At 59.8% G+C, this 12,869-nt stretch carries 13 protein-coding genes; all 13 read left to right on the top strand.

What is annotated here, in order from left to right; translation table 11 throughout:
• Positions 1–99: 99 nt before the first annotated feature.
• The 13 genes from AXZ77_RS03185 to gmd all read left to right on the top strand — a co-directional run bounded on the left by AXZ77_RS03185 (position 100) and on the right by gmd (position 12,868).
• Entirely contained in the window at positions 100–1,086 is a 987-nt protein-coding gene (locus tag AXZ77_RS03185; RefSeq protein ID WP_098410001.1) for an NAD(P)-dependent oxidoreductase, read from the top strand.
• 82 nt (positions 1,087–1,168) lie between these two features.
• Positions 1,169–2,056 carry a DUF3431 domain-containing protein gene (locus AXZ77_RS03180; RefSeq protein WP_098410000.1) on the top strand — a complete coding sequence of 296 codons (888 nt, stop codon included), beginning with the start codon at positions 1,169–1,171 and terminating at the stop codon, positions 2,054–2,056.
• 28 nt (positions 2,057–2,084) lie between these two features.
• Positions 2,085–3,032 carry a hypothetical protein gene (locus tag AXZ77_RS03175; RefSeq protein ID WP_098409999.1) on the top strand — a complete coding sequence of 316 codons (948 nt, stop codon included), beginning with the start codon at positions 2,085–2,087 and terminating at the stop codon, positions 3,030–3,032.
• A 39-nt stretch (positions 3,033–3,071) separates the two neighbouring features.
• Complete coding sequence (locus tag AXZ77_RS03170) at positions 3,072–4,043, top strand: hypothetical protein (protein WP_098409998.1); 972 nt, start codon at positions 3,072–3,074, stop codon at positions 4,041–4,043.
• Between the two features lies 1 nt (position 4,044).
• Positions 4,045–5,226 (top strand): hypothetical protein, encoded by a 1,182-nt coding sequence (locus AXZ77_RS03165; protein WP_098409997.1) that lies wholly within the window; start codon positions 4,045–4,047, stop codon positions 5,224–5,226.
• A 34-nt stretch (positions 5,227–5,260) separates the two neighbouring features.
• Positions 5,261–6,127: a glycosyltransferase family A protein gene (locus tag AXZ77_RS03160; RefSeq protein WP_141536210.1), complete on the top strand. Its 867-nt coding sequence runs from the start codon at positions 5,261–5,263 to the stop codon at positions 6,125–6,127.
• Positions 6,124–7,014, top strand: coding sequence for an alpha-1,2-fucosyltransferase (locus AXZ77_RS03155; RefSeq protein WP_176535946.1), 891 nt, complete (start codon positions 6,124–6,126; stop codon positions 7,012–7,014). Before AXZ77_RS03160 ends, AXZ77_RS03155 begins: the two co-directional genes overlap by 4 nt.
• 1 nt (position 7,015) lies before the next feature.
• On the top strand, positions 7,016–7,885 hold the full coding sequence (locus AXZ77_RS03150) for a glycosyltransferase (protein ID WP_176535945.1): 870 nt from the start codon (positions 7,016–7,018) through the stop codon (positions 7,883–7,885).
• Between the two features lie 53 nt (positions 7,886–7,938).
• The gene (gene rfbC / locus AXZ77_RS03145) at positions 7,939–8,511 is read left to right on the top strand and encodes a dTDP-4-dehydrorhamnose 3,5-epimerase (protein ID WP_098409993.1); all 573 of its coding nucleotides are present in this window, start codon (positions 7,939–7,941) and stop codon (positions 8,509–8,511) included.
• Positions 8,508–9,545, top strand: coding sequence for a dTDP-glucose 4,6-dehydratase (gene rfbB / locus AXZ77_RS03140; protein ID WP_098409992.1), 1,038 nt, complete (start codon positions 8,508–8,510; stop codon positions 9,543–9,545). Before rfbC ends, rfbB begins: the two co-directional genes overlap by 4 nt.
• Positions 9,542–10,387 (top strand): dTDP-4-dehydrorhamnose reductase, encoded by an 846-nt coding sequence (rfbD, locus tag AXZ77_RS03135; RefSeq protein ID WP_098409991.1) that lies wholly within the window; start codon positions 9,542–9,544, stop codon positions 10,385–10,387. The genes rfbB and rfbD overlap by 4 nt, the downstream gene beginning before the upstream one ends.
• Positions 10,384–11,259, top strand: coding sequence for a glucose-1-phosphate thymidylyltransferase RfbA (gene rfbA / locus AXZ77_RS03130; protein WP_098409990.1), 876 nt, complete (start codon positions 10,384–10,386; stop codon positions 11,257–11,259). Before rfbD ends, rfbA begins: the two co-directional genes overlap by 4 nt.
• A gap of 490 nt (positions 11,260–11,749) precedes the next feature.
• A complete protein-coding gene (gene gmd / locus AXZ77_RS03125) occupies positions 11,750–12,868 on the top strand; it encodes a GDP-mannose 4,6-dehydratase (RefSeq protein ID WP_098409989.1) in 1,119 nt (372 codons plus the stop codon).
• Position 12,869: the final 1 nt, after the last annotated feature.

Below are 12,869 nucleotides of genomic sequence, written 5' to 3'. Positions count from 1 at the left end.
AAAACTTTTTCATCGCAAGGCCATATTTGAGCGCCTTGAACAAGCGATGCGCACGCGTGCGTCGTAATTTCACGCCCCTACAGAAAGGGATAAGGCAACATGATTAGTGTCGTCGGCGGCTCCGGTTTTATTGGCACCCGCTTCTGTCAACTTCTATCTGAGCGAGGCATTGCCTTCGAGATCATCGATCTCAAGTACAGCCGCCGCTTTCCCGACCGGACCAAGATCGCCGACATTCGCGATATCGCCTCTGTGCGGGCCGAATTGAGTGGCGATGTGATCGTCCATCTTGCTGCTGTCCATCGCGACGACGTACGCGATCCTGTGCTTTACGCGCAGACCAATATCGAAGGGACACGCAACCTATGCCAGGTCGCCACCGAGACCGGGGTCGACAAGATTGTCTTCACGAGCAGCGTTGCCGTCTACGGTTTCGCCGAACCGGGCACCGGTGAAACAGGGAAGATCAATCCGTTCAATGAATACGGGCGCACCAAATTCGAGGCCGAAGAGGTGCTACGAGACTGGCAGGTTGCCGGTCAAGGACAGCGGTCCCTCATCATTGTGCGCCCGACCGTGGTCTTCGGTGAAGGCAATCGCGGCAATGTTTTCAACCTACTGAACCAGATCGCCTCGGGCCGCTTCTTGATGGTGGGATCGGGAGCCAACCGCAAGTCCATGGCCTATGTGGGCAATATCGCGGCCTTCCTCCAGCATTCCTTGACAGTCGACTGCCACTATGGCGTTTTCAACTATGTCGACGATCCGGATTTCGACATGAACACGCTGGTGACCGAAGTGCGCGGGACCCTTACCGGCGCCAAGAGTGTAGGCCCTCGTCTGCCATACGCGGTAGGTCTGGCAATGGGGCATGCCGCTGACCTCGTGGCGCGGCTAACTAAGCGCAACCTACCGCTGAGCGCGATCAGGGTGAAGAAATTTTGCGGGACAACCAGCTTTGCCTCGGCTAAGGGGGCACTAGATGGTTTTGTTCCTCCTTACACCCTGAGAGATGGGCTGACACGCACGTTGGAGGCTGAATTCCTCTCGCCCGATCCAGATAGTGAAGTCTTCTTCACCGAGTAACCCGGAAACGCGGACCGTACCCCTTGCCCCTTCGCCCAGAGCCGTTGATTTCACCGCCCCAAAGAGTGCCATCATCAGGTCCATGAGCAACGAATTCCATCTGTCTGAAATGCGAAAATCATACCCAAATGCAATAACCGCATCCGTAGCGCCTGTGCGCCGATGTTTCTGCATCTCTTTCTACGAAGGTTCACTCGACTTGCTGAAATATGTCGACGATGACTTTTTCATCTATTTCAAAGGGGAGATGAACCGCACCGCCCACGATGATTTTGCAGATGAGCGTAAGGCTTGGATCCCGAATACCGGCTACAATTTGCATGCCTACCTAGACTTCATAGTACGCAACTACGAGGATCTGCCTGACATCGTGGTGTTCTGTAAAAACAGCACTTATCCCAGACACGTTTCGGAAGCGATCTTTGCTCGACTGAGCCAACGAAATGTCTACACCCCCATCGTCGACCCGGAAAGCTGGGAGGGCATGCGCTTCCCGGTTGCGGTGCGATCAAGCGCAGGGGATTACCTCGAGATCAACGACAGTTGGTACGCCCGCGATCGGCGGGGACGCTATTTCGACGATTTTACAAGCTTTTTCAACTTCATCTTCGCGGAGGCAGCGTACCCGACCTACGTGCGCTTCGGCCCTGGCGGCAACGTGGTAGTACCGCGCAACAACATCCTGCTGCGCAGTCGGGCTTTTTACCAGAACCTGCTGAGCTTCATCGACTATGAGCCCTTGGCCCTAGAGTCATTTTTTGTCGAGCGGTCGCTCGATGCGATTTTCTGCGCCCCATTCGAGGAAAGCGCAGAAATGCGCCAAGTACTCGACAACGAAGCCTTGGCGCAACTCGCTGCTCGCCCCCGTCGTCCCCTGCCCGGGCACAAGCCCTGGCGACGTGCGCTGACCAAACTTCACTATACGGCCGCACGCCTGAGCAATGCTGCTTTTGGAATGCCCCGTGGCTAAGGCGACGAAGAAAACGGAAAGAGACGCGATGACGACAACAAATCCCGACCCTTGTTCTCGTCCTACCGGCGAGAATCGTCAGGTGCTCGATGTCTTTCTGTTCTTCAATGAGCTCGACCTGCTGGAATTGCGACTCCACTGCCTGAACGATGTCGTCGATAAGTTCATTCTGACCGAATGCACGGAGACCTTTTCGGGCAAGGCCAAGCCGATGTACTTCGCCGAAAACCGCGAGCGCTTCCGGACGTTCGAAGACAAAATCGTCTACAATCCGGTCGGCCCTGACGAGCTCGCCCTGCTCCGCGGTCCCGAGTGGCGGTCGTGGGTCACGGATCTCGACCGCAGTCTCAAGCACAAGCACTCGGGCCGACCGGCGCGCGAATTGCACCGCTCGTTGCTGCGTGAGATCAGCCATCGCGACGCTGCCGTGCTTGGCCTCAGCCGGCAGGCCCGGCCCGGAGATCTGGTCCTGCTGAGCGATGTCGACGAAATCCCCGCCCCCGAGACAGTGCGGGCCGTCGCAGCCAAGAGCTTAACGCAGCCGTCTTATTTCGAGATGAAATGGTTCCTCTACTGGATCAACAATCGGATCCAGCAGCCTTGGTATGGCACGGTCGCCCTCGACTACGCCATGCTCGAGGGCCAATCTCTGGACATGCTGCGCTATGCCGCCAGCGACCCGAGTGGCATTCCGGGGCCAGTCATCGGCGATGGCGGCTGGCATTTCAGCTATCTTGGCGGCGAAAAGGCGATTTCGGCCAAGCTGTCCGCGCTGCCCTATCAGGGATTGCGGGCCGAATTCGCCCTCCTGCTCAACCGGCTGCGGCGGAGCGGCTGGCAGTCGGTTCTGGACCGCAATTCCGACCTGCTATTGCAGGATCGCAACTTGTGCCTGGAGCCGCTCGATGACAGCTATCCGGCGGCGCTGCACGAATTGCCGGGTTTCATCGATACCTATGCACGCCGAACCGCATGACCCGAGAACATGAGCCGAACAAGAAATGAGTCAGCGCCAATGATCCAGACAAGGTTTCTTTCCGGACAGGGCCTCGGAAACCAGCTGTGGACCTATGCGGCAGCGCGCGGGATCGCCGAACATCTTGGCCGTCCCCATGTCGTGACAGGCCGCGACGTCTTCAAGGGAGCGGAGTTTCTCGACATCGATTTCGGCGAAGACCCGGAACCGGACGCCCCGGTGGCCCGCTTCAACGAAGCCCTGTTCTACGATCCTGAGCTGAAATACTTCTCATCCAGCTACGACATCCGCACCGAGCATCTGCCGCCGCGCGTCCAGCTCGACGGCCTATTCCAGAGCGAACGTTACTTCCATGGTCGGGAGATGGAACTGAAGAACTGGATCCGTCCCAACGCGAGCGTGCTGTCGGCTGCCGAACGCTACCGCGATGTCGGCGTTCTGAATTTGCGCGGGGGCGAGTATAAGCGACACAAAGCGCTAATCCTTCCGCGAAGCTATTGGGACATGGCCGTGGACTTGCTCCGCCGCAAGGTGGGCGCAACCGAGATACTCGTGGTCACCGACGATCCAAGCTACGCACGCGCCTTCCTGCCCGAATTCCCAGTGCTAGAGGGGGGCGTGGCAGAGTGTTACGCGGCATTGATGGGAGCCAAGGCGCTTGCCGTCTCAAATTCCAGCTTCTCCTATTTCCCGATCAAAACCCGCGGCGACCGGCCCTTCGTCATCGCTCCCGAGCACTGGGCGCGCTATGGGCACCCGGCGCGACGCTGGGCAATGCCCGCCAATCTCTATCGCGACTGGCACTGGCTGAGTCCGACGGGAGAACTGCGGAGCCACAAGGAGTGCCGCGACGCTGCTGAGGCCGACGCGAACTGGTACGAGGCCGAATTCAGCGTTCGCATACCGCCCTCAATGGGTATCGGCCTGCCCCGAATTCGCTTCATTCCGGCGGGGCTAAAACGGCCGATCAAACGTGCCGCAGCGCGCCTCTTTCCCACGCGGATCGGTTAGGATGACCCGCACCGCAAGCCTTTTGCGTCGTCATCCTACCGCAGCGCGGAGGCCAGGGACGATTGCGCAACTTGATCACCGGACCGTAGGCTATGATGCTGCGCGTCGGCAGCATGGCTTTCTCACGCTTCTCAAGCGCCTTCTGGCCTTGATCATTTTTACGATCGCTCTGTCCTCGCTCCAGCACGAGAACCTTCCTGACTACCTAGCTTATCAGAGGATGTTCGACACAACTTACCCGTTTGGCAGTAAATACTACGGTTTCTACTTAACCGCCTCGCTGACCAAAGCCGCAGGGTTGGGATATCTCGGTTTCAGGAACCTAGTGCTATTTCTTGGGATCCTTCTCGCCTACTTGCTCGTCCGCGCTCGTCGCCCCCAGCAAACAGCAGGCAAGACGTCATGGCGGTCCGCCCGAAGAAATGGCTTCATGCTGCTGCTGTTGATCTTTGCTTTCATACTGGAATTCTATTTAATCCGGCTGCGCGCGGGCCTTTCAATCTTCTTCTTTGCGATAGTGATCCTGACCTGGACACGCAAACTGAGAGGGGCGGGCAGACTTGTAGCCCTTCGGCTAACACAATTGACCTGCCTGTTCTTTAGTGCAGTCATTCACTTAGAGACTTTTGTCTCCCTGGCACTATTCCTTCTGGTCCCGGTCATCTGGACCTCTCGGTTTTCGACCACATTTCGCTCAAACGGCAAAGTGTTCTTCGTGATTTCTAGCCTACTTTGGGCCGCTCTCTTTTCTTTGGTGACAAAGGATGCGGCAGAAATCCGTGGAGCGCATCTCAATTCGCAACTCAACTTTGTACGTTTCTTGGCAATTTCGCCTGCCCCAATACTTCTCTGGTTGCCGATTTGGACCTTTTTCCGACGTTCGGCTCCCAACGCGAATATCAGGAGCCGAAAGTGGCGTCATGAGTACTTTCCTTACATGTTTGCCCTCAATTATGTAGCTGCTGCATCGATGCTGGCGCTGTTCTACCTATCAGGCCATATCGTCACCAGCGGCGAGGCAATCGTCCGTATCATGACGCTTTCGTCTCTTGGGGCAATCTTCTCGATCTCGTATTGGGGCGTATCGACCCGCAACAGCGTGGCGCTCTACATCACAGTCTGCAATGCACTGTTCTTCGTGAACACAATCGCAAGTACGGTTTTCCATTGGCACACCGCCTGAAAACGGAAGGCATCTGCATGCCAGGGCTTGCCGCGTGACCGACGCGCCGCTTCTCAGCGTCCTCATCCCCGCCTATGAGTATTCCGAGGGTGTGGAGCGTATCCTGCAGGCGCTGGAACCGTTGTCGCCGGATGTCGAGTTGTTGATCTTCGACGATTCCCCAGCCCCAGACATGGCCGGTCTGATAGAGGAGCATGCAAGCCGATGGCCGGGCATGCGATACCATCACAATCCGTCCGCACTGGGCGGGCCGCTGGGGGCGGGCAACAACTGGAATGCGCTGCTCGACGCAGCGCGCGGCCGTTACTGCCTGCTCATGCATCATGACGAGATGCCGCTGGGGCCGGAGTTCTGCAGCCGGCTTCGGACTGCCCTGATGGATAGAACCGCGCCGGATGTTTTGCTGCTCGATGTCGTCCTGCTCGACGGTGCATTGCGGCCGCTGCGCCGCCACGTTCCGGCCTGGCTGCGTTGGAGCGTGGTGCGATACGCTCCGGGCTACCTGTTCCGGCGCAATGTCATCGGGCCGACCGCCTCGCTGGTGGTCCGACGCGAGTATTTTCCGCGTTTCGACCCGTCGCTGCGCTGGCTGATCGATGTCGAGCTCTACGTTCGGCTTTGCAGAGCCAGACTGAAATGGCAGAGGCTGGCTGGCTTGGAAGTCGGTTCGGTACAACGAAGCGACGGCACGATCACGGCGTCTCTGAGCAGCGAGCTTCATCATATCGACGCTGCTGAACGCGTGGCGCTCCGGCCCCGCTTCCCCCGCGACCGGCTCTGGCTCGGCGCCCCGGTCGGCGGCGCCCTGCGCGCGGTCGAGCAGGTCCTATGGCTCTCGCTGCGCATCGTGGAGCGCGCCTGGACGCGCCTGGTTCGATTGAAACCGAGGAGTTCCCGATGATCCTTGCCAATCTGATTGGTGGCCTAGGCAACCAAATGTTCCAATATGCCTGCGCCACCGCGCTGGCGCGCGAGACCGGGCAAGAGCTACGCTTCTGCGTCGACGGTTTCTCGGCCTATGCGGCCGACCGCGCCTTGGCCCTGGAAAGCGTCTTCGGCATCGCGCTGCCACGGGCGACGCAAGCCGATCTTGCCGGCGTCATCGGCGGCTGGCGCAGCGGCACCACCATGCGGCGGCTGCTGGCCCGTCCCGCCGCCGCGCCGCTGCGGGGTTGCAAATTCGTTGCCGAGAAGGGCTTTTCCCACCGCCCGGACCTCCGCGCGCGGCTGGGCGATGGCGGCTACCTGCACGGCTATTGGCAAAGCGAGCGCTACTTCAATGCCCATGCCGCGGCAATTCGCGATGCCTTCCGGTTCTCCGTTCCGCTCGAGCCGGAGAACCAAGCCCTTGCCGCACGCATCGCCGCCGGCCCGGCCATCGGCCTGCATGTGCGCCGCGGCGACTATCTCAACAATGCCAAGGTTCTGGCGCTGCACGGGCTATGCAACCCCGGATATTACCGCGAGGCAATCGCCCGACTCCAGGCCCAGCACCCCGAAGCGAAGCTGTTCGCCTTTTCCGACGATCCCGACTGGGTGGAGCAACAGATATTGAATAACCTGCCGGACAGCGAATGCGTTCGCCACAACGGCGGACAGCAAAGCTATCGGGACATGCAGATGATGGCCCTGTGCGATCACCAGATCATTGCCAACAGCTCCTTCAGCTGGTGGGCCGCATGGCTAAATCCGAAACCGCACAAGCGGATCATCGCGCCCAGACAGTGGTTTGCTGATCCGTCACTGGATGCGTCGAATATCGTGCCGCAGGAATGGGAGCGCCTCTGATATGAATGATATGAAATCGGGACCGACCGCCGCCCATGGCTTGCCCAAGGGATTCGAGGGTGGTTTCACGGTTCTCATGGCTGTCTACGGGGGCGATGACCCGGAGCGGTTCACCCGCGCCCTCGAAAGCGTATTCGCCAACAGTCTTCCGCCCGATCAGATGCTCTTGGTCGTGGACGGACCGGTCCCGGACGCGCTCGAAACGCAAATCGACAAGCTGCAGGCCACGGAGCTCTGCGTCCGGGTGCATCGCCTGCCCGAGAACCGGGGCCTGGCCATGGCTTTGAATGCTGGCTTGGCACTGGTCGAAACCGAATGGGTAGTGCGGGCTGATTCAGATGACATTAATCGTCCTGATCGCTTTGCCAAGCAGGCCGCCGCCATCAACGCAACGTCATCTCCGATCGACCTGCTCGGCGGGGCAATACAAGAGATCGACTTCGACGACGCGCCGATGGCAGTCCGGCGCACGACCGAGGGGCCCGAGAACATTCGCAAATTTGCCCGCAAACGCAATCCGTTCAACCATATGACCGTCGCCTATCGCACCGCGCCTACGCGTGAAGTAGGGGGCTATCCTAATATCCATCTCAAGGAAGATTATGCACTGTGGGCGAGCTTGCTGAAAGCCGGAGCGCGAGTGGAGAACCTCCCCGAGATTTTAGTGGACGCAACAACTGGGCACGATATGTATCGCCGCCGGGGCGGGACACGATATGCTTTGGCCGAGTTTCAACTCCAGCAGCACCTAGTCCGTTGCGGCTTAAAATCTTGGCCGTATGCAATTGTCCACGGTCTAGCTCGCTCAATTATCTTCCTTTTGCCAGCGCCCGCTAGAGCGCAGTTCTATCGTTTAGTCCTGCGAGGCTGATGCGACACAGTATTCTTGGCAAATGCCCCAAAATCCCAACGAAGTAGCGAGCCATGTTTATTAGCCCCACGCCAATCCGAGACTTGAATGTGATCACTCCCAAGCGATTCGGCGATCACCGTGGATTTTTCTCCGAGAGCTATTCGGCGAAGCGATTTGCCGAGGCCGGGATCGATATCGGCTTCGTGCAGGACAACCATTCGGTCTCCGAGGCTGTCGGCACCGTGCGCGGGTTGCATTTTCAAGCCCCGCCCCATGCGCAGGCGAAGCTCGTGCGCTGTGGGCGTGGGCGGCTCTGGGATGTCGCCGTCGATATCCGCAAGGGCAGCCCGACCTACGGCCAGTGGTTCGGCACCGAGCTGAGCTTCGAGACCGGCAAGCAGCTTCTGATCCCTGCAGGCTTCGCACATGGGTTCGTCACGCTCGAGCCGGGGACCGAGATCGTCTACAAATGTTCGGATTACTACGCGCCCGAATGCGAAGGCGCGATCCGCTGGGACGATCCGGATCTGGGCATCGACTGGCCGCTTTCCGCAGGAATAGAGCCTGTTTTGTCCGGAAAGGATGCCGAAGCACCCCTGTTTGCCGCGCTCAATAGCCCCTTCACCTGGGAGGGCGCAGCATGAAGATCCTCGTCACCGGCGGTGCCGGGTTCATCGGCTCCGCAGTCGTCCGTCTCGCCGTCTCGCGCGGCCATGAGGTCGTCAACCTCGACGCGCTGACCTATGCCGCCTGCCTCGAGAATGTCGCGCCCGTCGCCAACAGCCCGCTCTACGCCTTCGAGCAGGCCGATATCCGCGATCCTGAGGCGCTGACGGCGATCTTCGCGCGCCACAAGCCTGACGCGGTGATGCATCTCGCGGCCGAAAGCCATGTCGACCGCTCGATCGACGGTCCGGGAGCCTTCATCGAGACGAACGTGATGGGCACCTACAACATGCTGCAGGCGGCGCGTGCCTACTGGGAGGGTGAAGGTCGCCCCGAGAGCTTCCGCTTCCATCACATCTCGACCGACGAGGTCTATGGCACGCTTGGCCCCACGGGCCAGTTCACCGAAGAGACGCCCTATGCGCCGAACAGTCCCTATTCCGCCTCGAAAGCGGGCTCGGACCATCTCGTGCGCGCCTGGCATGAGACCTATGGGCTGCCGGTCGTGCTCACGAACTGCTCGAACAATTACGGCCCCTACCACTTCCCGGAAAAGCTGATCCCGGTCGTGATCCTGAACGCGCTCGCGGGAAAGCCGCTGCCGATCTATGGCGACGGGTCCAACGTGCGCGATTGGCTCTATGTCGAGGATCACGCTGACGCGCTGCTTCTGGTGCTGGAGAAGGGTGCCTTGGGCCGAAGCTACAATATCGGCGGTGAGAACGAGCGGTCGAACCTCGAGTTGGTCCAGACGATCTGCACCATTCTCGACAAGCTGCGTCCGGGCGAGACGCCTTACGCCGATCTGATCACTTTCGTCACCGACCGCCCCGGCCACGATGCGCGCTACGCGATCGACCCGACCCGCATCCGCGAGGAGCTGGGCTGGCGTCCGAGCGTGACGGTCGAGGAAGGGCTCGAGCGCACGGTGCGCTGGTATCTCGAGAACGAGGATTGGTGGCGCCCGCTGCTGGAGCGGCACGGTGTCGGCGAAAGGCTGGGCAAGGCATGATCCTCGTCTTCGGACAGACCGGCCAAGTCGCGCTGGAGTTACAGCGCCTCGTGCCCGATGCGGTGTTTTTGGGCCGGAATAGGGTCGATTTGCGTGATCCCGGTGCCGCTGCACAGGCGATCCGGGAGGCCAAGCCCGAGGCCGTGATCAACGCCGCCGCCTATACGGCTGTCGACAAGGCCGAAGAAGAAGAGGCGCTCGCGCAGGCGGTCAATGGCGACGCGCCCGCGGCGATGGCCGAAGCCTGCCGCGACCTCGGCATTCCCTTCGTTCACATCTCCACCGATTACGTCTTCGACGGTTCGGGCCAGACGCCGTTCAAGCCGACCGATCCGACTGCACCGCTGGGTGCCTATGGCCGGACCAAGCTCGCCGGAGAACAGGCGATCCGGGCGACGGGTGGCACCTTCGCCATCCTGCGCACCAGCTGGGTCTTCTCGGCACATGGCGGGAATTTCGTGAAGACGATGCTGCGCCTGTCCGAGAGCCGCGATCACCTGACGATCGTCGCCGACCAGATCGGTGGACCGACACCGGCCAAGGCCATCGCCGAGGCTTGCCTGACCATCGCAAAGGAACTGCAGCGCACGCCCGAAAAAAGCGGCGTTTACCATTTCTCAGGCTCTCCCGATGTAAGCTGGGCAGGCTTCGCGCGGGAGATATTCGCGCGGGCCGGGCGCGGCGTGACGGTGGAGGACATTCCCAGCGCCGACTATCCGACGCCTGCGAAACGGCCGCTCAACTCGCGGCTCGACTGCAGCGATCTGGCCGTGTTCGGCCTGAACAGACCCGATTGGAGATCGGGATTGAATGAAGTGTTAATTGAATTGGGAGCGGTATGACTAATCGCAAAGGCATTATTCTGGCGGGCGGCTCGGGCACGCGGCTCTATCCGATCACGATGGGCGTTTCGAAGCAGCTTCTGCCGGTCTATGACAAGCCGATGATCTACTACCCGCTGACGACGCTGATGCTGGCAGGCATCCGCGAGATCGCGGTGATCACGACGCCGCATGATCAGGAGCAGTTCATCCGCACCCTCGGCGATGGCAGCCAATGGGGGCTGAGCCTGACCTATATAACGCAGCCCTCGCCCGACGGTCTGGCGCAGGCCTATCTGCTGGCCGAGGAGTTCCTCGCCGGCAGCCCTTCGGCGATGGTTCTGGGCGACAACATCTTCTTCGGCGCGGGGCTCGGCGAGATCCTCAAAGCGGCGAATGCGACGGAGCGCGGCGGCACCGTCTTCGGCTATCGCGTGCGCGATCCGGAGCGGTATGGCGTGGTGGATTTCGACGAGAGCGGCACCGTGCGTTCGATTATCGAGAAGCCCGAAGTGCCGCCGTCGCAATTCGCGGTGACGGGGCTCTACTTCCTCGACGAAACCGCGCCCGAACGTGCCAAGACGATCACACCTTCGGCGCGTGGCGAGTTGGAGATCACGACACTTCTCGAAACCTACCTGCATGACGGCGCGCTCTCGGTCACCCAGATGGGCCGCGGCTTTGCTTGGCTCGACACCGGAACGCATGGCAGCCTGCTCGATGCGGGGAATTTCGTGCGCACGCTGGAGGAGCGGCAAGGCCTGCAAAGCGGTTCGCCCGACGAGATCGCCTTCGAGAAGGGATGGATCTGCAGTCAGGAACTGGCCGACCGTGCGAAGAAATTCGGCAAGAACGCTTACGGAAGGTATCTATGCGAAATTGCGGAACCGTGATTGACACGGACAATCTACCAAGGCAGCGGCAAGCTCAATATTGCAGCTTGCCTCTTTTTTCTGCGCTTTCTTTATTGCGGCGCACCTAAATCTCAGTCGTAATTGTACAATCACCGCCTCATGCGAGCGACATTTCGGCCGTAAACCCGCGTCAGCACTCATCCCCGAAAGCAAGTTCAGCCACCATCGCCTAAAGGCACTGCCACCGGCGGGCAAGGACGGTAGCAATGCTCGCACCACCTCTTCCGGCAAACGATTTAGACCTAAAACTTCGAGCCTATTCTAAATCTTGTTATGACATCATTTTCCCCGAAAAAAAATTCATCGGTTCCTGTAGGCGCGGCACTCGGTTGGCGACTTTCACTGTCGACACCAGTTTTTTCGGGAAAAGACCTACTGGTTTTTTTTAATCAAGCACTCTTAGTGGCTAAATCAATTCGTTCGCCGACAACGCCCTTTAGTCCGAACAAAACAACCCAAAGGAAGGTTTATGAAAAAAGCCCTCATCACAGGCATCACCGGTCAAGATGGCTCCTACCTTGCAGAACTCTTGTTGGGAAAGGGTTACGAGGTCCACGGCATTAAGCGCCGCGCCTCGCTCTTCAACACCCAGCGGATCGACCATATTTACGAGGATCCGCACAGCAACCACGCCCAGATGAAACTACATTACGGTGATCTGTCGGACACGTCGAACCTAACGCGTCTGATCCGCGATATCGAGCCGGACGAGGTCTACAATCTCGGCGCACAGAGCCACGTCGCGGTCTCGTTTGAGGCTCCGGAATACACCGCCGATGTCGACGCCATTGGCACATTGCGGCTCTTGGAAGCGATCCGGTTTCTGGGGCTCGAGAAGACAACCCGCTTTTATCAGGCATCGACCTCCGAACTCTACGGTCTCGTCCAGGAAACCCCGCAAAAGGAAACCACCCCTTTCCACCCGCGCTCGCCTTATGGGGTGGCCAAGCTTTACGCCTACTGGATCGCGGTGAACTACCGTGAGGCCTATGGGATGTATGCCTGTAACGGGATCCTGTTCAATCACGAGAGCCCGCGGCGCGGCGAAACCTTTGTGACGCGCAAGATCACGCGCGGCTTGTCGAACATTGCTTTGGGCTTGGAGCCGTGCCTCTACATGGGCAACATCGATAGCTTGCGCGACTGGGGCCACGCCAAGGACTACGTTCGCATGCAGTGGATGATGCTCCAGCAGGACGCGCCGGAAGATTTCGTGATCGCCACCGGCAAGCAGTATTCCGTGCGCGAGTTCATCACCTGGACGGCGCGCGAGCTCGGGATCGAGCTGGAATTCTCGGGCTCCGGCACCGAGGAGATCGCGACCGTTGCATCTGTCAAAGGCGACAAGGCACCCGCGCTGAAGGTCGGCGACGTCGTGATGCGGATCGACCCGCGCTATTTCCGTCCCGCCGAGGTGGACACGCTGCTGGGTGACCCGACCAAAGCCAAGGAAAAGCTCGGTTGGGTGCCCGAGATCACCGCGCAGGAAATGTGTGCCGAGATGGTCGCAGAGGACCACAAGGCCGCGCGGCGTTACGCGCTCCTCAAGGAACACGGGCTGGACCTGCCGGTCTCGCTCGAAGGCTGAG

Origin of the sequence: Thioclava sp. ES.031 (assembly GCF_002563775.1) — a bacterium.
Lineage (GTDB): Bacteria > Pseudomonadota > Alphaproteobacteria > Rhodobacterales > Rhodobacteraceae > Thioclava.
This window is presented reverse-complemented; position numbering and strand designations above follow the sequence as displayed.

Bases quoted from the DNA above. Each gene is read 5' to 3' on its own strand.
- rfbD (WP_098409991.1), top strand. From the start codon at position 9,542: ATGATCCTCGTCTTCGGACAGACCGGCCAAGTCGCGCTGGAGTTACAG.
- gmd (WP_098409989.1), top strand. From the start codon at position 11,750: ATGAAAAAAGCCCTCATCACAGGCATCACCGGTCAAGATGGCTCCTAC.
- rfbC (WP_098409993.1), top strand. From the start codon at position 7,939: ATGTTTATTAGCCCCACGCCAATCCGAGACTTGAATGTGATCACTCCC.
- AXZ77_RS03155 (WP_176535946.1), top strand. From the start codon at position 6,124: ATGATCCTTGCCAATCTGATTGGTGGCCTAGGCAACCAAATGTTCCAA.
- AXZ77_RS03165 (WP_098409997.1), top strand. From the start codon at position 4,045: ATGACCCGCACCGCAAGCCTTTTGCGTCGTCATCCTACCGCAGCGCGG.
- AXZ77_RS03185 (WP_098410001.1), top strand. From the start codon at position 100: ATGATTAGTGTCGTCGGCGGCTCCGGTTTTATTGGCACCCGCTTCTGT.
- AXZ77_RS03180 (WP_098410000.1), top strand. From the start codon at position 1,169: ATGAGCAACGAATTCCATCTGTCTGAAATGCGAAAATCATACCCAAAT.
- AXZ77_RS03150 (WP_176535945.1), top strand. From the start codon at position 7,016: ATGAATGATATGAAATCGGGACCGACCGCCGCCCATGGCTTGCCCAAG.
- AXZ77_RS03170 (WP_098409998.1), top strand. From the start codon at position 3,072: ATGATCCAGACAAGGTTTCTTTCCGGACAGGGCCTCGGAAACCAGCTG.
- rfbB (WP_098409992.1), top strand. From the start codon at position 8,508: ATGAAGATCCTCGTCACCGGCGGTGCCGGGTTCATCGGCTCCGCAGTC.
- AXZ77_RS03175 (WP_098409999.1), top strand. From the start codon at position 2,085: ATGACGACAACAAATCCCGACCCTTGTTCTCGTCCTACCGGCGAGAAT.
- rfbA (WP_098409990.1), top strand. From the start codon at position 10,384: ATGACTAATCGCAAAGGCATTATTCTGGCGGGCGGCTCGGGCACGCGG.